This is a genomic window from Leptolyngbya sp. FACHB-60, from assembly GCF_014695775.1.
GTDB lineage: Bacteria > Cyanobacteriota > Cyanobacteriia > Phormidesmidales > Phormidesmidaceae > Nodosilinea.
Genome location: NZ_JACJOX010000016.1, coordinates 125,325 through 146,270, shown reverse-complemented (window position 1 = coordinate 146,270; position 20,946 = coordinate 125,325). Strand labels below are relative to the sequence as shown.

23 protein-coding genes and 1 pseudogene are annotated in these 20,946 nt (G+C 56.3%); 8 read left to right on the top strand and 16 right to left on the bottom strand.

Going from position 1 to position 20,946, the window contains the following annotated elements; genetic code table 11:
* Positions 1-485: transposase (locus H6F57_RS04795; protein WP_242025876.1), on the bottom strand; the 485-nt coding region annotated here is incomplete at its 3' end.
* Between the two features lie 415 nt (positions 486-900).
* On the opposite strand from H6F57_RS04795, the pseudogene H6F57_RS04790 reads away from it, so the two are divergent.
* Positions 901-2,951: pseudogene (locus H6F57_RS04790) on the top strand (elongation factor G).
* Between the two features lie 181 nt (positions 2,952-3,132).
* Here the strand turns inward: H6F57_RS04790 and H6F57_RS04785 are convergent.
* From H6F57_RS04785 to H6F57_RS04775, 3 genes are all read right to left on the bottom strand, one after another.
* Positions 3,133-3,282, bottom strand: a complete 150-nt coding sequence (locus H6F57_RS04785; RefSeq protein WP_190626555.1) for a hypothetical protein — start codon at positions 3,280-3,282, stop codon at positions 3,133-3,135.
* Between the two features lie 137 nt (positions 3,283-3,419).
* On the bottom strand, positions 3,420-4,259 hold the full coding sequence (locus H6F57_RS04780; protein ID WP_190626552.1) for a hypothetical protein: 840 nt from the start codon (positions 4,257-4,259) through the stop codon (positions 3,420-3,422).
* Between the two features lie 180 nt (positions 4,260-4,439).
* Positions 4,440-5,501 carry a mannose-1-phosphate guanylyltransferase gene (locus H6F57_RS04775; RefSeq protein ID WP_190626550.1) on the bottom strand — a complete coding sequence of 354 codons (1,062 nt, stop codon included), beginning with the start codon at positions 5,499-5,501 and terminating at the stop codon, positions 4,440-4,442.
* Positions 5,502-5,778: 277 nt separating this feature from the next.
* On the opposite strand from H6F57_RS04775, the gene H6F57_RS04770 reads away from it, so the two are divergent.
* Both H6F57_RS04770 and H6F57_RS04765 read left to right on the top strand, forming a co-directional pair.
* Entirely contained in the window at positions 5,779-7,215 is a 1,437-nt protein-coding gene (locus H6F57_RS04770) for an LCP family protein (RefSeq protein ID WP_190626547.1), read from the top strand.
* Between the two features lie 43 nt (positions 7,216-7,258).
* Positions 7,259-7,651 carry a DUF202 domain-containing protein gene (locus tag H6F57_RS04765; protein ID WP_190626545.1) on the top strand — a complete coding sequence of 131 codons (393 nt, stop codon included), beginning with the start codon at positions 7,259-7,261 and terminating at the stop codon, positions 7,649-7,651.
* Positions 7,652-7,658: 7 nt separating this feature from the next.
* Here the strand turns inward: H6F57_RS04765 and H6F57_RS04760 are convergent, their stop codons facing one another.
* Positions 7,659-8,138: a DUF202 domain-containing protein gene (locus H6F57_RS04760; protein ID WP_199289669.1), complete on the bottom strand. Its 480-nt coding sequence runs from the start codon at positions 8,136-8,138 to the stop codon at positions 7,659-7,661.
* Positions 8,139-8,273: 135 nt separating this feature from the next.
* Between H6F57_RS04760 and H6F57_RS04755 the strand changes: the two genes are divergently transcribed.
* Together H6F57_RS04755 and H6F57_RS04750 are read left to right on the top strand one after the other, a co-directional pair.
* The gene (locus H6F57_RS04755) at positions 8,274-8,675 is read left to right on the top strand and encodes a DUF202 domain-containing protein (protein ID WP_190626543.1); all 402 of its coding nucleotides are present in this window, start codon (positions 8,274-8,276) and stop codon (positions 8,673-8,675) included.
* 338 nt (positions 8,676-9,013) lie between these two features.
* Positions 9,014-9,385, top strand: coding sequence for a hypothetical protein (locus H6F57_RS04750; RefSeq protein WP_190626541.1), 372 nt, complete (start codon positions 9,014-9,016; stop codon positions 9,383-9,385).
* Positions 9,386-9,460: 75 nt separating this feature from the next.
* On the opposite strand, the gene H6F57_RS04745 is transcribed toward H6F57_RS04750, so the two are convergent.
* The 10 genes from H6F57_RS04745 to ebsA all read right to left on the bottom strand — a co-directional run bounded on the left by H6F57_RS04745 (position 9,461) and on the right by ebsA (position 16,714).
* A complete protein-coding gene (locus tag H6F57_RS04745) occupies positions 9,461-9,868 on the bottom strand; it encodes a DUF4346 domain-containing protein (protein WP_190626539.1) in 408 nt (135 codons plus the stop codon).
* Between the two features lie 142 nt (positions 9,869-10,010).
* On the bottom strand, positions 10,011-11,216 hold the full coding sequence (locus tag H6F57_RS04740) for a GNAT family N-acetyltransferase (protein ID WP_190626537.1): 1,206 nt from the start codon (positions 11,214-11,216) through the stop codon (positions 10,011-10,013).
* A gap of 141 nt (positions 11,217-11,357) precedes the next feature.
* On the bottom strand, positions 11,358-12,080 hold the full coding sequence (locus H6F57_RS04735; RefSeq protein ID WP_242024855.1) for a RibD family protein: 723 nt from the start codon (positions 12,078-12,080) through the stop codon (positions 11,358-11,360).
* A gap of 24 nt (positions 12,081-12,104) precedes the next feature.
* Complete coding sequence (locus H6F57_RS04730; protein WP_190626536.1) at positions 12,105-12,674, bottom strand: hypothetical protein; 570 nt, start codon at positions 12,672-12,674, stop codon at positions 12,105-12,107.
* 214 nt (positions 12,675-12,888) lie between these two features.
* Complete coding sequence (locus H6F57_RS04725; protein ID WP_190626533.1) at positions 12,889-13,341, bottom strand: YraN family protein; 453 nt, start codon at positions 13,339-13,341, stop codon at positions 12,889-12,891.
* A 72-nt stretch (positions 13,342-13,413) separates the two neighbouring features.
* Positions 13,414-13,905: a YajQ family cyclic di-GMP-binding protein gene (locus tag H6F57_RS04720; protein ID WP_190626531.1), complete on the bottom strand. Its 492-nt coding sequence runs from the start codon at positions 13,903-13,905 to the stop codon at positions 13,414-13,416.
* A gap of 31 nt (positions 13,906-13,936) precedes the next feature.
* Complete coding sequence (locus H6F57_RS04715) at positions 13,937-14,353, bottom strand: MAPEG family protein (RefSeq protein WP_242024854.1); 417 nt, start codon at positions 14,351-14,353, stop codon at positions 13,937-13,939.
* Positions 14,354-14,469: 116 nt separating this feature from the next.
* Positions 14,470-14,973 carry a DNA recombination-mediator protein A gene (locus H6F57_RS04710; RefSeq protein WP_190626573.1) on the bottom strand — a complete coding sequence of 168 codons (504 nt, stop codon included), beginning with the start codon at positions 14,971-14,973 and terminating at the stop codon, positions 14,470-14,472.
* Positions 14,974-15,070: 97 nt separating this feature from the next.
* Positions 15,071-16,153, bottom strand: coding sequence for a DRTGG domain-containing protein (locus tag H6F57_RS04705; protein ID WP_190626529.1), 1,083 nt, complete (start codon positions 16,151-16,153; stop codon positions 15,071-15,073).
* A gap of 186 nt (positions 16,154-16,339) precedes the next feature.
* Complete coding sequence (ebsA, locus tag H6F57_RS04700) at positions 16,340-16,714, bottom strand: type IV pilus biogenesis protein EbsA (protein WP_190626571.1); 375 nt, start codon at positions 16,712-16,714, stop codon at positions 16,340-16,342.
* Positions 16,715-16,988: 274 nt separating this feature from the next.
* Here ebsA and H6F57_RS04695 point away from each other — a divergent pair, with 274 nt between their 5' ends.
* The 3 genes from H6F57_RS04695 to smpB are packed head-to-tail and all read left to right on the top strand — an operon-like array spanning position 16,989 to position 19,207.
* The gene (locus tag H6F57_RS04695) at positions 16,989-18,422 is read left to right on the top strand and encodes a glycosyltransferase family 2 protein (RefSeq protein ID WP_190626527.1); all 1,434 of its coding nucleotides are present in this window, start codon (positions 16,989-16,991) and stop codon (positions 18,420-18,422) included.
* A gap of 36 nt (positions 18,423-18,458) precedes the next feature.
* Positions 18,459-18,725, top strand: coding sequence for a YciI family protein (locus H6F57_RS04690; RefSeq protein ID WP_073606785.1), 267 nt, complete (start codon positions 18,459-18,461; stop codon positions 18,723-18,725).
* Between the two features lie 11 nt (positions 18,726-18,736).
* Entirely contained in the window at positions 18,737-19,207 is a 471-nt protein-coding gene (smpB, locus tag H6F57_RS04685) for an SsrA-binding protein SmpB (RefSeq protein ID WP_073606786.1), read from the top strand.
* Between the two features lie 50 nt (positions 19,208-19,257).
* Here smpB and H6F57_RS04680 read toward each other — a convergent pair whose 3' ends face one another.
* Positions 19,258-20,946 carry a DUF87 domain-containing protein gene (locus H6F57_RS04680; RefSeq protein ID WP_190626525.1) on the bottom strand — a complete coding sequence of 563 codons (1,689 nt, stop codon included), beginning with the start codon at positions 20,944-20,946 and terminating at the stop codon, positions 19,258-19,260.

Sequence of the window (20,946 nt, the reverse complement as noted above, 5' to 3'; positions counted from 1 at the left end):
CCGTCTCCCGCTTTTAGTCGCTCCTTTGGCTTGTAGATTTCAAAGGTCAAGGGAAAGGTGATGTTGTCAATCACACCATAAGCATCGACTGAGACAATGCCGTTCTCGACTTTGCCCAAGTTCCCAATGTACTGCCGCTTAACATAGTCCGTTGCATGGCCTTTCTTCCGGTCTCCGGTTTCATCAATCACCAGCACCAATTTTCGATGGCCCAAGAGTGAAAGAAGTAGCTCTATTCGTTGGTGTCTCAACTCTCCTGCACGCCACGGAGAGTTGACCAAAAACTGTTGCAACGATTGGGCATTGGGTAATCCCGTGACCTTCGCAATGGCAGGCAATGATTTTCGCTTCACCTCAGAGATCATCCCTACGTGCAGATGCTTGAAAGCTTCAAAGCTTCTCACCTCAGCAAATAAATTGCGGTAGCTCTCGCAGTAGTCATCTACAAACCTTACGGTCGGTTTGGCCATGCGGGGCACTGTCATCTTCTCTACCTAGCTCTCAGCCCTTATACCCTAAATTATCTCCCGCCAGAGCCATTGAAGAGCGATATCACGGTGTTTCAGAGGCCAACGTAGCTTTTTTACAAAAGCCCTTTACCCTGTCGGCGCTGGCCCAGAAAGTGCGGTAGGTGTTGGCCGGGGAGACGGGGGCAGGGTTTAAGGTCTAGGGAACAGCCTTTCACCCTCGACGTTAAACCCTAAGAATCTCCTGTTACAGATCGGCAGAACTAGGCACAAAACTTTAACAGGTGAACTTTCTAGAACCTGATCAAGCAGGGAGTTAAGGTCGCGTTAATCTGGGGTTAGACACAGCTGAGTCACTTCACATCAAGCTCGTCACGCCTTCAAGCTATAGGCTTTTCTCTACATGCCATCGCACCATGGCAAGGAGTTTATTATGGCTCAAAACGTCTTTTCAGGCCGACGCAATGTAGCGTTGGTCGGCACCTATTCCAGCGGCAAAACAACTCTTTTAGAGAGCATTCTGTCTGTTACTGGGGTCACAACTCGCAAGGGCAGCGTCGATGAGGGCAACACCCTCGGCGATAGCTGCCCGGAGGCCCGCACCCGCCATATGACCGTAGAACTCAATGCCGCCAGTACTCAGTACGGCGGCATTTGTTTTACGTTTGTCGATTGCCCTGGCTCGGTGGAGCTTCAGCAGGAGACTAACCATGCCCTGATGGGGGTCGATGCGGCGATCGTGGTCTGCGAAGCCGACCCCAACAAAGTGCTCACCCTTTCGCCCCTGCTGCAATTTTTAGATACTTGGGAAATTCCCCATCTAATCTGGATTAACAAGCTTGATCGCGCCAACGGCACTTTTGCTAAAGTGCTGGCGGCCCTGCGTCAGATCTCCTCCCGACCTGTGATCCCTCAGCAGTACCCAATTCGCCAAAATCACGAGTTAGTAGGCTTTATTGATCTCGTTACAGAACAAGCCTTCCACTACCATCCTGGCGCTGCCGCTGACCCCGTGCCGCTGCCCGCCGCGCTACAGGCCGAGGAAGAGGCTGCCCGCGCTGAGATGCTAGAAGCCCTAGCTGACTATGACGACCATCTATTAGAAGAACTGCTGGAGGACATTGCGCCCCCTGAAGAGGAAATTGTCCACGACCTGCGAATGGAGCTGGGGGCCGACCTCATCGTTCCGGTGTTTATCGGCGTGGCCCTAAGCGACTACGGCGTGCGACCCCTGCTCGATGCCTTGGTGAAAGAAGCCCCGGCCCCAGAGGTCACCTGCGAGAAGCGAGGCATCACGTGCGAGACCGACACCCTAGCTCAGGTGCTCAAAACCTATTACACGCCCCAGGGCGGCAAGCTTTCCCTGGTGCGGGTCTGGTGTGGCGAACTCAAGGATGGAGATAGCCTGAACGGCGATTCCGGAACGGATCGCTGCGCGAATCGCATGGGGGGGCTCTACGACCTGACAGGTACCCAGCAAACCAGCCTGACCCGAGCAGAGGCTGGTCGCATTGTTGCCGTCGCCCGCCTAGAGGGGGCTCAAACCGGCGATACCCTGACAACTGGCACCCTCAATACCCTGCTGCCCAAGGCTCCAGTCATTGAGCCGGTCTACGCCCTGGCCATTACCTCCGCCAAGCGCAGCGATGAGGTCAAGCTCAGCGCTGCCCTGACCAAACTGCTCGAAGAAGACCCCTCGCTCTTTTGGGAGCAGCACGGCGACACCCACGAGGTGATTCTCTGGGGCCAGGGGGATGTGCATTTAAATTTGGCGATCGATCGCCTCAGCCGTAAATACAACCTACCCATGGCCACCCACCTGCCCCAGGTGCCCTACAAAGAAACTATCCGTCAGGCCAAAGAGGCCGTCCACGGACGCTATAAACACCAGAGCGGCGGCCACGGTCAGTTTGGCGACGTATACCTATCCATTCAGCCGCTGCCGCGCGGCGACGGCTTTGCCTTTAGCGAGACCATTGTGGGCGGCGTAGTGCCCAAGCAGTACATCCCAGTGTCGAAACCGGCGTGCGTGAATACCTCGACCACGGCCCCTTGGGCTTTCCGGTGGTGGATGTGGGGGTGACGTTAACGAATGGCTCGTATCACAACGTTGACAGCTCCGACAATGCCTTTAAGCAGGCCGCCCGCATTGCCATGCAGGAGGGCTTGGCGGCTTGCACCCCCACACTACTCGAACCCATTGACCTGGTCGAAATTTCGGTGCCTAGTAGCTATACCTCTAACGTGCTGAAGCTGATTACCGGCAGGCGAGGGCAAATTCTTGGCTACGAGGCCAAGTCCGACTGGCCTGGCTGGGATGTGGTCACCGGCCACCTGCCCCAGGCCGAAATGCAGACCATGATCTTAGAGCTGAGGTCGCTGACCATGGGCGTAGGTTTCTTTAAGTGGACCTACGACCACCTTGACCCGGTGCCGGAGAAACTCACCGAGCGGATTCTGGCGAGTGTGGGGAGCGATCGCTAAACCCTGACTCCACCCCAAAAAATCCCCTGGGTAAATGCCTTTGTGGAGGTGACCCAGGGGATCTCAATAGAACAGCTAGCTTCCCAGCAGTTGGCGGAGTCAACACTGGCGCGATCGCAGCCTCAAGCAGTTGGCCTAATTGAGGCAATAGGGGCTTCAGCGATCGGTTCAGCAAATACCCTTAGTTGCTACGCTGACGCTTTTGCAGCGCCTCTAGCATCTGCTGCTTGACGGCTTCAGCCCAGAGGCTAAAGTCTTCTCGGTTTTCTAAAGCGTTGCGAGCTGAAGAAGAGGCGGCAGAGACCGAGGACGATGTTTTTACGGGGGGCATGGCGCTATACAGAATGGCTAATATTCTTGATATAGCAAATTTGCCAAGGTGCCAGCCCTGCCATTATGCGCCCCTTGCATTGGCCTGCTTGAGACCTGCATAGCGCCCGGCAATTGCTCAGGTTTGTGTTGATTCCCTTAGAATTTTTCGGCTTCAGCCAGAGCCTTGACCTTATTGGCGGTGTAGGTCTGCACCCGATCTTGGGCAACGGGGTAGCGCTCGTCCTCGGGCGGCACCTCAGACATTAGATCGGCCGCTCGCTGCCAGCGCACCGCCAGATCTAGCCATGCGGCTGCGGTGGCTGCTGATTTACCGTCTTCCACCGACTGCTGAGCAATGCGCACCGCCAGCACAAAGGGATCTTGCCCGACGGGCACCTGGGGAGCCGGGGTAGAGGGTGGTTCGCTGGTTGGGTTGACCTGCGATTGGGGTTGTAGGTCAACGCCCAGCCAGTCTTTAGTCGCCCATCCTACCAGCAGCAGCAGCAGCGCCAGACTGGCACCGCCCACTAACCCGCGCCAAAAGGAGCTGCGGCTCGAAGCCGGCTTTTTTTTATACACATCATCCAAAAACGGGTTGCGCTGGCGCGGGGCACGCAGGTCTCGCCACATCCGGGCCACCGGGTTCGGCTGTTTGAGGACAATCGGCTCTGACCAGAGCAGGCTGTTTTTGGGGTCACGCTTAATTTCATCTAGCCACAGCAGCTGCTGCTCTTGCACAATGCGGCTGTTAATATTCACCCGATTGATACCGCGGGGGCTAATCGACTCCAGCACGTTGCGCACCTGGTCAACCACCGTCTCCCGAGGCAGGGCATCGGCGCTGGGGGCCTCAACCAGCAGCTGCAAAATACCGCTGTCTTGAATGGCGCGAGTGCGGATGCCCTCGTCAGCAAAGTGATCATTCAAAATTTGAATGATGGCGGCTACACTCCCCTGGCGGGCTTGAAAGTCGATGTCGTCAATGGTTGGATGCATGGTTCCAAGCTGCCGCATGCCACAGAGTTCCGCAGCATGGCGCAGGTATAAACGGCTGATCCCGAAATTATATCAACCGCTGTCCAACCTGGAACGTTCTCCATATAAGGCACGGGATCCCTGGGCAACTTCCCCTACGCTGCATCCAGTTTAGAGAAGTCCGGCGGCCAGCAGATAGGGTTATAGTAGGTGCTGAAAGCGGTCCTCTGCACCGATCTGCTTCACCGCCGCCTTGATGTCTTGGGTGCGGTCTTTTCGCACGATTAAGGTGGCGTTGCCGTCGCGCACAATCACCACATCCTCTAGGCCAATGGTGACAATGACCTCGTCGGGGTCAGCGGAGTAAACAATGCTGCCCTCGGTGTCAAGAGCGACGTGGGTGGCTAAGTCGACATTTTTCTCACCGGGCTGCTTTAGCAGGCGCTCTACCGCATTCCAGTCGCCCAGGTCATCCCAGCCAAAGGTGACGGGCATCACCTGAGCGCGATCGGTGTGCTCCATGACGGCGTAGTCAATGCTGAGCTTATCTAGGCTGGGGTAGGCGTCAACCCCTTCAGCGATCAGGGCCTGCATCAGAGCGGGGGCGTGGGTTTTCAGCTCGTTGACCATAACCCCGGCGGGGAAGATAAACATGCCGCTGTTCCAGCTGAAGCGGCCGCTGTCGATAAAGGTTTGGGCGGTGGGGGCGTCGGGCTTTTCGGTGAAGCGGCTGACGGTATAGGCGCTGAGGCTGCCGTAGGTGCCGGTTGCCTCCCCCTGCTCGATGTAGCCATAACCAGTGGCGGGGTAGGTGGGGGTAATGCCCAAGGTGGCGATCGCCCCTTGGCTAGTGGCCAGCTCAGCTGCCGCCGTTAGGGTCTGGCAAAATGCCTCTTGGTCGGCAATCCAGTGGTCGGCGGGGAAAAACCCCACCAGGGCGTCGTCGCCGTAGCGCTGGGCGACTTCTAGGGTGCCCCAGGCCACTGCCGGAGCCGTATCGCGACCCACCGGCTCGACCAGCAGGTTGGCTTCGGGCAGTTCAGGCAGCTGTTCACGAACCCGATCGGCCAGGTGAGCGGCGGTAATCACCCACATATTTTCCCAGCCGTTGGCCAGGGGCAGCAGGCGATCGGCGGTGGCTTGCAGCAGGCTGCGATCGCTGCCGTCTAGGCACAAAAACTGCTTGGGCCGAGCCAAACGGCTCACGGGCCAAAACCGCTCGCCCTTTCCCCCCGCCAAAATAATAGGAATTAGCGCCGCCATAGAAGTTTCCCTTGGGTTTTAAGTCATAACGGTGGCCTCACGGTCACCTATAAAAGTGGCTCAATCCTACCCTTTAGAAAGGGACTTCAGGGCGAAATTCGCTTAATATTGATTAACACATTAACCTGGTGCGAAGTTTTAATGGGTTGTTGGGGGGTGTCCCCGATCCTGCCTATGAGCGGTGAAATTTGAGTCTAAAACCCATGCTGAGGCTACATTAGACAGTCGTGGCAGGGGCTATGGTGGTAGGGCGTCGCAGCAAGTTAAGCAGGTATCCATGACAACCCCTTTGCAGAACGTCGACTCTACAGAAAGCCGATCTTCCGACGCTGAACAGGCCGATGAGGCCACCTCAGACAATCAGCCGACTGAACCTGCCTCCTCGGCTGATGAATTAGCCCCTGCCTCGGGAGTGGCCCGCCGCCTGGTCAAGTCGCTGCTGTGGGGTAGCCTGTTTGTGGGAACGGCGGCGGCTTCGGCTGTGGTGGGGGCTGCGATCGCCCTCACGGTGCCCTTGCCCGACTTCATGGGTGGCAACACCAATCGTGCCGCCAACTTTGGCGATCTGTGGCAGGCGGGGTTTCGTTACCAGGTGACGCGCCCGGTCAATATTTTGGTGATGGGCATTGATGAGGTGCCCAATGCTCAACCCAACTCCGAAGACACTTTTGCGGGGCGAACCGATACGCTGCTGCTGGTGCGGGTCGATGCCGAAGCCGGCACCCTCAACGTCATGTCCATTCCTCGCGATACCCGAGTGCAAATTCCGGGCTTTGGGATGGACAAAATCAACCAGGCCAACGTGTTAGGTGGCCCAGAACTGGTTGCTCAAACCGTGGGCTACAACCTGGCCAACATTCAGATCGATCGCTACGTGCGCATCAACACCACCGCCTTTCGTGAAATGGTTGATCTAGTGGGGGGCATTGAGGTCAACGTGCCTACCCGCATGGAGTACACCGATCGCACCCAGGGCCTCTACATCGATCTGTATCCCGGTTGGCAGACCCTCAACGGCGACCAAGCTGAGCAGTTTGCGCGCTACCGCAAAGACAGCGGTGACATTGGCCGAGTGCAGCGTCAGCAAATGCTGCTGAAAGCGCTGCGGGAGCGGTTGACCAACCCCACCGTGCTGACCAAGCTGCCCCAAGCGCTGCGGGTGATAGAGCGCTACGTCGACACCAACCTCACCCTGGAGGAAATGCTGGCGATCGCCAACTTTGGCCTCGAAATGGAGTCTAACCAGCTGCAAATGGTGATGCTGCCCGGCCGGTTTAGCACCGCAGCCGAGTTTAACGCCAGCTACTGGCTCCCTAACTGGGAAGCCTCGGCCACCGTCATGCAAAACTTTTTTCAGGCTGAAGGGGTGAGCATCTACGCCGACAATTCCCAGAGCAACTACGTGGCCGATCTGTCTATTGCGGTGCAGAATGCCTCTGGTCAGCCCGATCAGGCCGCCTCGGTAGCCAACTACCTGCGCGAGAACGGCTTTAGCAATGTCTACATTATCGACGACTTGTCAACCACCATGGCCCGCACCGAAGTTGTGGCTCAGCGCGGCGATGTCGACAGTGCCCGTACAGTCGAGTCTCTGCTGGGGGTAGGACTGGCCCTGTCTGAGTCAACGGGTGACCTTGGCTCCGACATTACAATTCGGGTGGGGCAAGACTGGGTTGAGCAGGAAACCCAAATGTCAGAGACCCAGCCGCAGTAATCGCTTGGACATTGCCTTGCATCTTCAGTAGCTTTGGCCTGCCATGTCGAGCCTTTATCCACCTCAGGCCCAGGACGATCTCGCCCGCGATCGCAACCGCCTAGCCGCCGATCGCTCCCTACTGTCCTTTGTGCGCAACAGTCTCACGCTGATTGGCCTCGGTCTGGGGCTTGAGCAAATCTTGGCGGCGCTCGGTGCCTACTATGGCGCCCGCGATATCAATGGGTGGGCCTATGGTCTTAGCTTGGTGTATATCGGTCTGGGAGTGCTGAGCCTGGGGTTTGCGATCGCCGACTATCAGGCCGAAAGGGCACGCCTGCGATCGCCCCACTATCGATACCGACCCCGCCGCTCTTTGGCAGCAGCTATGGGGCTAGCAATTTTTGCGACCGGTGCTCTGGCTTTGGGCTGGTTGGGCTTTGACCTGCTGGGGTAAGAAAGGCTTAGGGCAGCAATAGCCTTATTCCTAACCCCGCGATTCCCACCAGCACAATAGCAACCACTGCCCAACGATTCAGCGTCTTAATCGACAGCAGCACGTCGCTTTGTTGCTCAAGGGCACTGAGAGTTAGCCAGTGCTGAACCAGCGCCAACCCCAGCAGCAACAGACCCAGGCCTACGAACCCCAGGCCCACCAAGGCAGGGTTTGGGCTGGCTATGATAGCTACCGATGCCGCCTGCCGCCGCAGGCCACGGGCAATCTGCTCAAACGCCACTCCAAACCCAATTAAGCCCAGGCAAATTCCAGTCCAAGCGTTGAGAGTACGTTCGGCTGCGGCGCGGTTGCGCTCCCGAGCTAGCTCGTTGGTGGTGTTCATCAGGGGAGATGGGGCATCACTCATAGCTGAAATTGCCGTTGGCGCGATCGGTTGTGGGTTGAAAGGTTGGCGGTTTGAAATGGGCAAGGCAAACGTCAGAACCATGCTTGCCGCTGATTTGACCCCTAGGTTAGAGTAACCACGCAGCGCCAGAAATGGATTCGTGCTCAAGAGTGAGCCAACCTGAGCGTAGGATAGTTCCGCTGAGCCGCTTGCTTGTCTACCCTGGTTGGTGCTGCCATGAGTGTGTCTACCCCAGAGCCTAACCCAGCAATAGAACTGGCCAAAGAGCGCAATCGCGCCGCCGAAGAGCGCACTCTAATGGCCTGGATTCGCACGGCACTGGCCCTAATTGGCTTCGGCTTCGGAATTGAGCGCATTGTGGCGGCCATTCACCAAACGTTGGGAGACGCAGTGAACCCCCTGCGGTTAACCCGTGTTTTAGGCCTATCTTTCGTGGCCTTGGGTACTTTTGCACTGTTGGGCGCAGCCCTCGACCATAACTACCAGCTCCAGCGTATTCAACGCAACGACCTAGTTTACCGATCGCGGCGGTCTCCAGCTCTGGTGGTGGCCTACATTCTGGCTGGGCTAGGGGCGATCGCCTTCATCGGCATTTTAATCAGTCCTTGGGTGACCTAAAGGTAACGCCGACCACTGGACGCACACCGTAAACCCAGCGGGCTGCCGACGATAGATCGCCGCCAAGCAGCGTGAGACAGTTAAAAAGGCATTTTTTTCCTAAATAGAAACCCTCTACGGTGCTAAATCATTGAAGGGCAAGGTGTAACAATCTCGGCAAATATGTTTACAAAGCCAGACGTTTCTTAGCTACTTTTGAGTTTAGTTAAGCTGCCTTATAGCAGCTGTAAATATCACAGCAGTCCTAGCGAATAAAGGTTAAATGATTCAGGAGACCCCATGTGATTTATTAGCTTGAGTCTAGGATGAGGAGAGAAATTTAAAAAAGCAGGCGTCACATGGATTCTATGCAAACCCAGGTCACTCTTCTGACAAATAAAATTGACGCCCTGCATCAGATGATTGATCAGGTCAACGATCAGGTTGCAGCCCTAATTTCGACCCAGTCCTGCTCGGTTACCCCTGGTGAGCCGACTATCAGTCGCTTTGCCTACGGCAACGCCCCTCGCCACAGCCCCAGTATGTTGGACAGCGTGTGCGAGCACAAAGATATTTTGCTCGACAGCAGCTATCTCGATCTAGACCGCCAGAGCACCGAAACGAATTTTTCTCAAGACGTACAAATTCAGCGATTAACGGCCCAGCTCACAGCTGCGTACAACCGCATCGCAGCGCTAGAAGAGCAGCTATTAGCCTCTAGAGTTCATTAGCTAAATTCTGAGAATGGCAAGGGCAATCCAGGCATAGAACTAGTGCCTTTCAATAGATGACCTCGCCCCATAGACTCAATCTTGAATATAGGATTCGCCAGCGCTGAGAGCTGCCTCGGCCCGCATAAATTCGCGCCCTAAATAAGCCGCATGATCGAGATAGGTGATGGGGCAGAGACGAGCTGGATCCTCAAAAATAGCAATACAGAGTTCTTTGGCTGTGCGACCGCTATAGGTGCAAGTGGGTATACGCTCTACAGGGCCGCGCACGGGTAGGGGTTTGCCGGTAGCGGGGTCACAGGCTAACCCTTTGTCATTAATGATGTTGGCAAAGTGCTTGGCGCAAATTAGCCCCTGCTCCAGGTCTAAATAAATTAAAAAATAGCCCGCTGGGTCTAGCTCAATGTAGCGCTTCGAGAGTTGGTCATCGAGAGCCTGGCGCTGGGCTTTGTCGATGGGTTGGGTGCTGGGGGGTAGAGTCATCGTGGGTGAGGCCATCGCGATCGCGGCCTGGCATTACAACGTTAGGACTCTCTATGGTAGCGTGCCGAGCTGCCGCCTCAGTTCTCTAGTAGGCAAGTCAGCCTTCGAGGCTATAGCTCGGCTGCGTTGTGGCCGCATGAGTTTAGCTCTGCGCTTCAGGGCCAGGGCTGCCTCCCGGCAGCAGTTTGAGCGGTAGCTCGGCGTTGATGGCGTCAATTTCCTGCTGCTCTAGCTCGTTGACCTCAGCGATGTAGCGGGTCAGCAGCGTTTTCATGCGCGGCGCATAGAACCGGTGCAGGCTGTAGTTGCCCAGGGCCGGAAAGCCTCGCCGTTTTTTGTGGCGGCCCCCAGCTCCGGGGTCGAACAGGGTAATGTCTTGGGCGATCGCCCACTCGATCGGCGCGTAGTAACAAGCGTTGAAGTGCAGGTTATTCATCTCCATGGTTGAGCCCCAGTAGCGGCCGTAGAGGCGAGCGCCTTTGGTCAGGCAAAACGACATGCCTACCGGGTTGCTGTCGTCTTCCCCATAGGCGGCAAAAAACACCATGCGGTGGCGGTAGTCGTGGTGCAGCAGGTGAAAGAATTTGCGGCTCAGGTACTTGCTGCCCCACCAGCCAAACTTGTCGCAGGTGTCAGCATAAAAGTCGTACATCTGGTCGCACAGAGAATTGCTGATGGCATCGTCGGCGATCGCCTCCAGACGCAGGCCCGCCGTTGCCATCGACTTGCGCTCGCGCTTAATGTTGCGCCGCTGGTTGGCGTTGAACATGCCCAGGTAGTCGTCAAAGTCTTTGAACCCATGGTTTTGCCACACGTAGCTGTGGTGTAGCCACTCCGAATAGCCCAGCTGGGTCATGGTGGCCCGCCACTCGGGGTCAACGTAGAGAAAGTGGCAGCCGGAGATTTGGTTGCGATCGCAAAACCCATCAATCACCTCTACCATGGCCCGAGTAACGATTGCTTCGTCGGCGTCGGGAGCAATCAAAAACCGATAGCCCTCCGTTGGGGTAAAAGGCGACATGCCCAGCAGCTTGGGATAATACTCTACCCCCAGACGCTCAGCCAGATCGGCCCACTGATGGTCAAAGACAAATTCACCTCGGCTGTGGCCTTTTAGATACATGGGAGCGGCTCCTACCAGGGTTGTGCCCTGCCAGAGAGCTAGATGACAGGGCAGCCAGCCCGCATTGGCCCCCACGCTGCCCGATCGCTCCATGTTGTGCAGCCAGCTCCACTCCAGAAACGGTGTAACGAGGGGCTGGGCCAGTTCATCCCACACGGCCTCGGGAACCTCATCAATGGAGCGCAGCCAGGTAGCGGTCAGCGACGGCACAGAGGGATAGCCCATGGATGATTCGTCAGTAAGAGAGGATTGGTTATTCTCCAGGGTAAAGGAATTTATCGTGTGGTGCAGAAGCAGGCTGGGTTGGGTTTGGGAGTTTCGACTGTCCAGTACAAGGATGCCTTAGACCATAGAGCGATCGCTTGGCTACGAGTTACCTTCTTCTGAAGGCGAATCCCCGACCCGATAGTGCAAAAACACCTCCCCTGCTACCACCCAATGGGAGAGCAACTGCAATCGGGGAGCCAACGCCACCAAAAAACCTGCGCCATCCACCGGGGTCGGGGCCGTGGCCCCACCCAAGATCAGCGGGCACACCGTTATAAATATCTCGTGGACGCAGTAGTGACTCAGCAACTCTGCCGTCAGCCTGCCCCCGCCCAATAGGGCTAGGTGGTGAATACCCGCCGCTTTCAACTGGGCTAAGATCCAGGGCCAATCCCAGGGCTGGGTTTTGGCTTCGGGCACTGTCCAAATGTGCTCGAACAGCCCCGTTTCTGCCCAGCGCTGAGCCCCAGCGGCAGTCGTGACTAGCCCTCTAGGGACCGGCTGCTGAAAGTACCGAAACTTGAGGTCGAGGTTGCCCGAGGGCGACCAGACAATTTGCACGGGTTGACCAGACTGGTGCCGCTGTCGCCGCTGGGCCAGCAGGTCTGGGTTGCGCACGCTCAGGGTAGTGCCGTAGGCCCGCAGGGTTCCCCCCCCAAACAGCACCCCGTCCGCTGCTGCCACTTTTTCCTCCAGGTGAGCCAGGTCGGCCGCCGAGGAAAATCGGGCGGCACTGCGCTGGGCATCGGCAATCTTGCCGTCCAAGCTCATGGCCAGCACCAGGGTGATGTGGGGCAGGGTTGGGTCGGGGGCGATCGCCAAGGGTCAGGGCTGTGCAGCGTACCTCTAGTTTACCGAGGCTTCCAGAACCGCAGGCTGGCTTTCACCTAGATCCCAGCTACTGTGGCACTTCCAGCTTTGATTGGTTAACTGCTGGTAAAACCGCATTTCCCACTGAGTGGGAGTTTTCCAGTCAATAGCTGCTTTCGCCTGGGTGACTATGGCCTTATTGTCTTTGCGGTTAGAGCCATAGGCCAAGGGCAGACCCAGCTCATCTTGAATGCGGAGAGGCATTTTGCGAGTGGGCGACTTCACGGTGCAGGCAAAATTCACCATCACCTGCTTCAGCCAGGGAGAAGTAATCGCCAGACCGCTCCAGTCGGGTTTGACCACTAGACCCTGTAGGGTCACCACCGGAGTCGGGCGCGCTTTTAGGCCCCGGTTGTAGGCGCGATCGAGGCTGCGGGTATAGATTGGGGCCGCACCAGATTGCTCTTCAAAGCCTTCAATTAGCAAGCAGCAAGCATCTGGGCCTTGCTGAAGGGGTGCTGCTGTCTCTCTATGCTCGGCTAAGAACCGCTTGATCTGCTCGGCTAGGCTTCCGGTCGGGCAGACATAAATTGCAAACTTGGTCATAGGGCATTCCCAGAGAAACAGCGAACTGGGAAGTACGGTAGGCAGCCTGCTCTAGCCCACTGGCTGGATGCAGACGCTAGGGATAGAGGCAGGACAACGACTATACCTCTATATAGCAGCTTAGACTATGAATGCCCGAATGCTGCTAATAGGGCGTTATTATTTAATTAAGAATTGCCTTTGTTGAGGCCGCAGTTGTTTGACCTCGAGGTTCTCAGCGATCAGGCCCATCAAACGCATATTCGATATAGTCTTGCAGCACCAGATAGCGGGCATTATCCACAGACAGGTGTTTAGCGGGGTTGGCTGGTGGTTGCTGACCGCTCCGGCAAGCTACTAGGGCTACGTCAAATCGGCATGTGGCCTCGTCCCACTGGGGATGTTTGAGCAAGTAGAGCTGGGCGGCTTTCCATAGCTTGGTCTGCTTGCTACGGGTAATCGCCATCAGGCCGTAGGCATCCCAGTTGCCCTGACTGCGAGTTTTGACTTCGACAAAGGCAAGCTGGCCGCTGGCGTTAGCGGCTCCCTGGGCCATCACCAGATCGAGCTCGCCCCAGCGGCAGTGCCACTGGCGATCGCACTGTCGCCAGCCTTGGGTTGTTAGCCAGTTGGCCACCAGGGTTTCGCCCAGGGTCCCCAGTTCGGTCTTGGTAAGTTCGGCGGTCATGGCAGAAGGTTCCCAAGGCAGCATTCTCTAGAGTGCCCTGGCAGGAAGGGGCGATCGCCCTACCAATGGTTCCTACCGATAGTTGGTAAACTGCACCGCCACGGGCCAGTCTTCCTGCTTCACCAGCTGCATAGCCTGTTGTAGGTCATCCTTAGACTTGCCAGTTACCCGCACCGCGTCCCCTTGAATCGCGGCGGTCACCTTTTTGAGGTTGTCGCGGATCAGCTTGGTAATTTGCTTACCCATCTCCTGCTCGATGCCCTTTTTGAGGGTGATGGTCTGGCGTACGCGGGTGCCGCTGGCCGCTTCCACATCACCGAACTCAAAGATCTTGAGGGAAAGATTACGCTTGGCTGCTTTCTGATACAACAAATCTTTGACCGCATCCAGGGTCATGTCGCTGGCGGTTTCGATGGTAATGGTGCTGTCCGCCAGGTCAATGGTGGTTTTGGTGTCTTTCAGGTCGTAACGGCTAATTACATCCCGCCGGGTCTGGTCGAGGGCGTTGACCAGTTCCTGGCGGTCGAAATCGCTGACGATATCAAAGGAAAAGCTAGAAGCCATGGGTACCGTTGAGTATCTGCGCACCAACAGACTACATCAAGGCCGACCGACAGCTCAAGACATAGAGGGTGAAGGTGCTCAGGTTGGCGACGCCAAACATCAGCGATCGCCCAATCGGCACATTCAAAATATACGCCACCGGATACAGGGTGCGGGCGATCAGATAGGCGATCGCAGCTCCCAACGCCAGCCCTGACTGCTGTTGGGTAACATAGGCCATTAGCGCCGCTGGGGCAAATAAAATCATCGACTCAAAGGCATTTTCATGGGCCCAGGTAGCCCGCTGCGCGTAGGGTGGCAGTTGGGACAACATGGCCCGAGGGGCGGCCTGGTCATAGCCCACCGCAAATCGCCCATAGCCTACGACAAAAAAGGGCAGATAAACCAGCAGCGCCGCCAGCCCAATGCTAACCAGCAAAAACCCTGGCATAGCTATCAAAGATGCCATGAATTACTATCCTCGCTAAGTTTTTGCTGTGGGGTCAACAGATGGGACATTAGCAGGTTGGCAAGTTAGAACGCTGGGATGCTCTAAACCTGTCAATTCTAACTTCCCGAGAATCGCTAGTCGAAGTAAAACAGCGTCACAATCTTGCGCTGGTCTTCCGCATCCTGGCAGGTTTTCAGCAGGGTATGGCTGTCATGAAAGGCAAAGCAGACCAGCTGTTGACAGCGAGAAATGATCTCCTGATTGCACAGCGCGCTCGCCTCGGCCAAAGCCATGGCGTCGTTGGCCGGGTTCTCGACCAAGTGCATGACCTGCTCTAGCTGCTCGCGCGACTCGCGCGGCTGACGGGCGAGGCTCTGGGGCAAAATTACGGTGAGCAGGTTGGGATCGGCCTGCATCGCCCCCTTAATGGCGGCAGAGTTGGTGCCAGTTGCCCCCGAGGTAATGATGCGATTTCCCCCGAGGGCCAGCGCATAAGTCATTAGCTCAATGAGTTGCTGGTGGGTAATCGGCACGTGGCGCGACCCCAAAATAGCCACCCGCTTGGAACCCGACTGTTGAATGGCCGCAAGTTCCTGTAAAAACGTGTCGACTTTAGCGGATTCGAGCGACGCTTCCATGGACTGACTCAAAGGCTGCACCGAATGCGAGAATAACGCGCTTCATTGTATCAGACCAAACGGGCTAGGCTACACCCTGTCTCTAGGTCAGCGAATCTCAGGTAGCCGAAACTGGCAGTTTGAGATCGAGCAAGTGCAGCAGACGGTCTAGGTCAAAGTGGGTAGCTACCAACTCCTGAATGCACCGTACCTTAATGGGCTCATGCAGGCGCACTTGGCCGAACAGCTCGTCGATGCGCTCCACGGTAGACAGGGTGTCAGAGTCAACGGAGACAATCGGCACTTCTAGATCCGAAGCACGCTCTAAAATCTCTTGGGAAGGAGGAATTTGGCCAGTTAGCACTAAACACTGGGTAGAGGTTTCCAACGCCGCAAACTGGATGTCGGTGCGATCGCCCCCCGTCACCACCGCCATGTTGGTGGCTTTGCGAAAGTACCGCAGGGCTGAGTTCACGTTCATGGCCCCAATAGTGAGGGTTTCTACCATCAGGTCAAGGCGGTTGGAGCAGCACAGCACCTCAGCATTAAGCCGAGCGACAATTTCGCGCACAGTAATGCTGCGCATGATGGGCGATCGCGGCAGCACCGCCAGCACTGGAATTTCCTGATTCTCCAAAAAAGGACGAATTAGTTCAGCGCAGGCCTCGGCCGCATCCGTAGGCACATCGTTGATAATTACTCCGATCAGGCGCGAGCCCAGCTGGGCCTTGGCAGCCAGTAGGCGATCGACCAGCAGCAGCGAATCGTAGCGCGTCACCAGCAGCACCGCTGCGTCAATATCGCCAGCGATATGGGCCACAGACAGGTTTAGTAGCGTGCCCTCAGTTAGATTGCCAGGCCCTTCAAGCAGCAATAAATCTTCGCCCCGCTGTTCGGCGTACTTCAGCAAGCTGTAGCTAGCTGGAGGCTGACCGTCAAGCACTAGGCGATCGGCCACAGTAGCTTCGGTCAATGAGATCGCCGGTGGGTAAAATCGCGCCGCTGGCAGCTTTAACGTATCGACAATGAAGTCTAGATCCGGGTCTTTCCCATCTCCGTTGATCGAGTTGCCCATGGGTTTACCAAACCCAATGTCCATACCCAACACCTGAAGCTGGAGTCCCACACCCAGTAAAATTGCCGATTTGCCGCTGTACGACTCGGTTGAACCAATCACCAAACGCTTCGCTGAACTGGGCACGCCACAAGTCCTCCATGGGGGTAATGCACTGCTCCCTGACCTCGACGCTACAAAGCAATCTGGTCAAACAGGTCAGTGGGCACAGCACCTCCCCCATTCTGCCACCTTATACGGATGTCAGCGTCAGGTATCTCATAACCACTCCGCTCAACCGACTCTTAGAGCCGCGCTAGCCTTGCGGTTGTCCTACTCATCCAAGCGCAACAGCTTGCGATAAAACCCTTGGGAAAAATCTGCCGGGCGCTTCTGGCGCAGCGCTACGATCACGTCAAATAAAAAATCCACAAACTCAAAGGTCGCCATTGTAATCTCGTAGCTGAGATCGTTGTCACCCTCAAACTGCATGCGACAGCGGGTCAAGTCTGCCGGTAGCACAGACACATTCCAGGTGGCTACAAAGGCAATGCTATTGCTGCCCTCAATTTGCCGCTCTCCCTCCAGATTGCCCTGCTTATAAAGAGAAATGGCGTAAGGCAGCGCGTTTCGCTTATTGCCCTGATAGTAGGGCATGTAAACGCTGATATCCTGCTTGCCTGCGGGCTGAATTGCCTCAAACGTCAAACTCATGGGTCTGGCCTTAGGTCAAGTTTCAACAAACGAATTTTCGGACGGTCATCGAGGTTAGATGCTTAGGATACTGGATACCTGCCTCGCCGGGTTGCCGATGATGACGCGACCTAGAGCTAGCATTCCCCAGGATGGTATTAGGGGTATCACTAAAATTTTCCACAAAATCGAGGATGATAGACCTAGGCCGAAGCCATGCTGGCATGAGGTGCTGATCTGTGTCATGGTCTGGCCATCGTCGTTTTTGTTGTGATCCCCAACTGAGTTCATGGTTGATTTTCCCGGACGCTTTTCCCCTAGGCGCTTCTACACTCCGCTCAAAGAGTTGGAGATCGAAGATTTTCCGGGATTTGCCGGTCGTCGTTCTAAGGCGGCCCTAACCTTAAGTGTGCTGTGGAGTCTTACCGTTGTGCTGCACCTAGTTTCTTGGGGCAGTTGGGTTGTGCTGGGGTTAACGGCCATTCTCACCACCCACGCTCTGCGAATTTTGTTGGGTCGGCCGTTGCTGTCGCCACCACCGCTATCTTCTGTAACCCAAGAGGCTCTTAATGAAGCGATGGTTGAAGGTCGAACTTTGGCGATCGCAGGCTCTCCTTGGGACACTTGGCCCTACGTCTCGCTCCTGGTGGCCGCTAAAAACGAAGAAACAGTAATAGAACCCTTGGTTGCAGCCCTCTGTCAGCTAGACTATCCCGCCTGCCGATACGAGGTCTGGATCATCGACGACAACAGCACCGATGGCACCCATCAGCGGTTGCAAAAACTCACCACCCGTTATCCCCAACTGCGGGTAATGCGTCGGCCCGCCGGATCCAGCGGGGGGAAGTCAGGGGCGCTTAACCAGGTATGGCCTCATACCAAAGGCGACATCATTGGCGTATTCGATGCCGATGCCCGTGTGCCCAAAGATCTACTGCGCCACCTCGTGCCCTTGTTTGACCAAGCTGAGGTTGGTGCTGTGCAGCTGCAAAAAGCTGTGGTCAACCGAGCCAAAAATCTTTGGACCCGTGGTCAGCAGGCCGAAATGGCCCTTGATAGCTACTTTCAGCAGCAGCGCATTAGCCTCGGCGGCATTGGCGAACTGCGAGGCAACGGCCAGTTTGTGCGGCGGGCTGCCCTAGCCCGGTGCGGCGGCTGGAACGAAGAAACCATCACCGACGACCTCGATCTCACCCTGCGCCTGCACTTTAGTGGTTGGGAGATTCAGTTTTTGCTACACCCCGCCGTGGGCGAAGAGGGAGTTGAGCGCCCCTTAGCCTTGTGGCACCAGCGCAACCGCTGGGCTGAAGGAGGCTACCAGCGCTACCTAGACTACTGGCGGCTGATTGCTCAGCACCGCTTACCTCCGGCAAAAACCTTTGACATGGCTGCCTTTTGGATGATTCAGTATGGCCTGCCGACAGTGGCTCTGCCTGACTTTGCCATGGCCATGTTGCGCCACCGCCTGCCGCTGTTTTTGCCTGTATCCAGCCTGGCGCTGACGCTGTCTATGGTAGGTATGTTTTGCGGTTTGCGGCGTATTCGGCAACAGCCCATTTGGGTGAGTGGTTTACAGACCCTGTGGGGTAATCTGTACATGCTGCACTGGCTGCTGGTTATCGGTACCATGGCAATGCGCCTGTCGGTGCGGCCCAAGCGACTGCGCTGGGTGAAAACCATCCACCTGGGTAGCGAAGACGATCTTCAGGTCGATCTACCCTAGGTCAGCTGTAAGACAAACTTTCTGCGCTGTCCCGCTATGCCCTGGTTCGTTAAAATCGAAAAAGGTGTCGTTAACAAAGCCATTTTTGACCAACATGTACCGGCTCATGTGGCCTACGTCAAAGATCTCATTGCCCAAGGTCATGCTGCTAAGAGTGGCTACTGGGCTGAATATGGGGGTGGTATGCTGTTATTCCGGGCTAATTCTATCGATGAAGCCCGCGTCATTGTGGCCGCCGACCCGTTGATTCAGCATCACTGTGTCGAGTATGAACTGCATGAATGGCGGGTGGTGGTGGAATAGGAGGACACACGGTGGCCGATTCAAGTGATGGATACAAAATTGTCAGTGACAACCGCCAAGCTCGACATGAGTACGAAATTCTCGAAACCTACGAGGCCGGGCTAGAACTGATGGGTTCAGAGGTGAAGTCGATTCGCCAGGGTAAGGTCAACTTGCGCGATGGCTATGCCCTCATCAAAGATGGGGAATTGTGGTTGCACAATGTACACATTTCACCCCATACCATGACGAATAAGGCCTACAACCACGAGGCCAAGCGCACCCGCAAGCTGCTGCTGCACCGTGATGAAATTCGCAAGCTGATCGGCAAAGTTGAGCAGAAGGGGCTTACTCTGGTGCCGCTTAAGCTCTATCTTCAGCGGGGCTGGGTGAAAGCCACTATTGCCTTAGCCAAGGGCAAAAAACTCCACGACAAGCGTGAAAGCCTCAAGCGCAAGCAAGAATCTCGTGAAACTGCCCGCGCCCTCAGCGGCCGGGATTAATTCAATCAGCCACCTCAGCGTTTGCTTAGCGCCTAGCTTGCCGACTGATGTTACTCAATACTCACACCGCTAAAGGTTTCGGCCTTTTTACCAGTGCTAGCAGGAGCAGCTTTTTCTAGCTGGCGGGCCTGCTGACGGTGACCTTGAAAGTGGCTGAGCCAAGCTTCCGGGGCATTCATAGTTTCTCCGCCGTGCTTGGTCAATCGCTTACGTACCTGGCAGAGTACGGGAGTATTGACGCAGGCACCCGAGACGATCACCTGACCTTTGGTGAGCGAGGGCAGTTCTTTGAGTAAGTCGCGCCCAGCAGCTTCGACTCCATACTTGAGGCTGTCCTGATCCACCGGGTTGACGATGCGCATGAGGAACTGGCTCATGCATTGGCTCAGCACGTCGGAGTCGAGCTTGCCAGGACGCTGGGTAATCAGCCCCACCCCCATGCCAAACTTGCGGCCCTCACTGAGGATAGTCCGCAGCACCTGCTTGCAGCGGGCCGGCTCATTGGCCGGGGCAAAGCGGTGGGCCTCTTCGATCAAAATGAACACTGGGTAGGGTAGGTAGTTTTCGTCATCGGCAGCGATTTTGTCTTTGGCGGTGTTGATGCGGGCCTGGTAGCTCTGACGCAGTACGGCGGCGCAGATCACCTGCTGCTCTTCCTGGCTGATCTCGTTCATTTGCAGCACGGTAACTTGGCCGGGGGCGAACAGATCCTTCGGGGCCAGGTGCTCCATGCGGTGAAAGTAGTCCGATCGCTCCAATTTACCCAGCTTCCACTCTAGGGCCGGGGCCGAGGAGCCGGTTTTCTCGTTGCCTTCGTCGTCGGTCGTGCGATCGGACTCGTAGCAGGCCGAGATCAGATCCTGCACATCCCAGCGGTGTTCGCCAAATTTGTGCTTGCCGATCAGGCTAAAGGCCTTGTTGAGAATTGCCTGCTGGCGATCGCTCATATCGGGCAGTAGGGTGAGAATGTCGTAGTAGTCAAGGGACGACATGCGAATACGAATGTCGTCGGGAGTGAGCAGTTTGACCTCTGGGCTGTAGCCATCGTCGCTGGCAAAGCTGGGATGGCCGCGCATGTCAGCTAGGGTGCCGTACTCGCCGTGGGGGTCAAAGATCAGCACCGCTGCCCGGTTATAGGGGCTGAGCAATTCTTCGATCAGTACGCCCGCCGTGTAGCTTTTGCCGGAGCCAGTGCCTGCCAAGATTGCCATGTGGGTGCTCACCAGCTCTTTCACGTCTAGCGCCACAGGTACCCGCCCGCCGGGGCGCAGCAGCAGGGAGCCGATATGGGCAGACCCCACATCCTGGGGCTGCTTTTTGTTGATAATCTGGCGCAGGCTTTCGTCGTCAGCTAGGCAGACCTTAGCGCCGGGGTCGGGGGCGATGCGAGGGTTCATAAACCCCAATGCGGGGTGAAAGTGGCCCACCACGTCAACAGTGACTTCGTAGATTTCAGGGTTGGGATGGGTGAAGCCGACCAATGCCGCGATCGCCTCAGGATTAATATCTGGATCGGCAAAGATGCGATCGGGCAGGTGGTCAATGAGGCGGCGATCGGAGATTTTGCCTAGAATTTGGGCGCTGGGAATATCCGTTAGATCGACGGTGTAGTAGACAAACTCGCCGATTTTGACCTGACGGTTGTCGGCGGTAATGAACACGTACTGGTTGCCGTTTTCGCCAGGCCCCTTAACCGTGCCAATTACTGGAGAAGCCGAAGGTTGCTTTGACCGTGCCAT

Bases quoted from the DNA above. Each gene is read 5' to 3' on its own strand.
- H6F57_RS04785 (WP_190626555.1), bottom strand. From the start codon at position 3,282: ATGCCCCCCGTAAAAACATCGTCCTCGGTCTCTGCCGCCTCTTCTTCA.
- H6F57_RS04710 (WP_190626573.1), bottom strand. From the start codon at position 14,973: ATGGAAGCGTCGCTCGAATCCGCTAAAGTCGACACGTTTTTACAGGAA.
- H6F57_RS04695 (WP_190626527.1), top strand. From the start codon at position 16,989: ATGGTTGATTTTCCCGGACGCTTTTCCCCTAGGCGCTTCTACACTCCG.
- H6F57_RS04750 (WP_190626541.1), top strand. From the start codon at position 9,014: ATGGATTCTATGCAAACCCAGGTCACTCTTCTGACAAATAAAATTGAC.
- H6F57_RS04760 (WP_199289669.1), bottom strand. From the start codon at position 8,138: ATGGTTCTGACGTTTGCCTTGCCCATTTCAAACCGCCAACCTTTCAAC.
- H6F57_RS04715 (WP_242024854.1), bottom strand. From the start codon at position 14,353: ATGGCATCTTTGATAGCTATGCCAGGGTTTTTGCTGGTTAGCATTGGG.
- H6F57_RS04730 (WP_190626536.1), bottom strand. From the start codon at position 12,674: ATGACCAAGTTTGCAATTTATGTCTGCCCGACCGGAAGCCTAGCCGAG.
- H6F57_RS04740 (WP_190626537.1), bottom strand. From the start codon at position 11,216: ATGGGCTATCCCTCTGTGCCGTCGCTGACCGCTACCTGGCTGCGCTCC.
- H6F57_RS04745 (WP_190626539.1), bottom strand. From the start codon at position 9,868: ATGACTCTACCCCCCAGCACCCAACCCATCGACAAAGCCCAGCGCCAG.
- H6F57_RS04725 (WP_190626533.1), bottom strand. From the start codon at position 13,341: ATGACCGCCGAACTTACCAAGACCGAACTGGGGACCCTGGGCGAAACC.
- H6F57_RS04720 (WP_190626531.1), bottom strand. From the start codon at position 13,905: ATGGCTTCTAGCTTTTCCTTTGATATCGTCAGCGATTTCGACCGCCAG.
- H6F57_RS04755 (WP_190626543.1), top strand. From the start codon at position 8,274: ATGAGTGTGTCTACCCCAGAGCCTAACCCAGCAATAGAACTGGCCAAA.
- H6F57_RS04770 (WP_190626547.1), top strand. From the start codon at position 5,779: ATGACAACCCCTTTGCAGAACGTCGACTCTACAGAAAGCCGATCTTCC.
- H6F57_RS04690 (WP_073606785.1), top strand. From the start codon at position 18,459: ATGCCCTGGTTCGTTAAAATCGAAAAAGGTGTCGTTAACAAAGCCATT.
- H6F57_RS04780 (WP_190626552.1), bottom strand. From the start codon at position 4,259: ATGCATCCAACCATTGACGACATCGACTTTCAAGCCCGCCAGGGGAGT.
- H6F57_RS04775 (WP_190626550.1), bottom strand. From the start codon at position 5,501: ATGGCGGCGCTAATTCCTATTATTTTGGCGGGGGGAAAGGGCGAGCGG.
- H6F57_RS04680 (WP_190626525.1), bottom strand. From the start codon at position 20,946: ATGGCACGGTCAAAGCAACCTTCGGCTTCTCCAGTAATTGGCACGGTT.
- H6F57_RS04765 (WP_190626545.1), top strand. From the start codon at position 7,259: ATGTCGAGCCTTTATCCACCTCAGGCCCAGGACGATCTCGCCCGCGAT.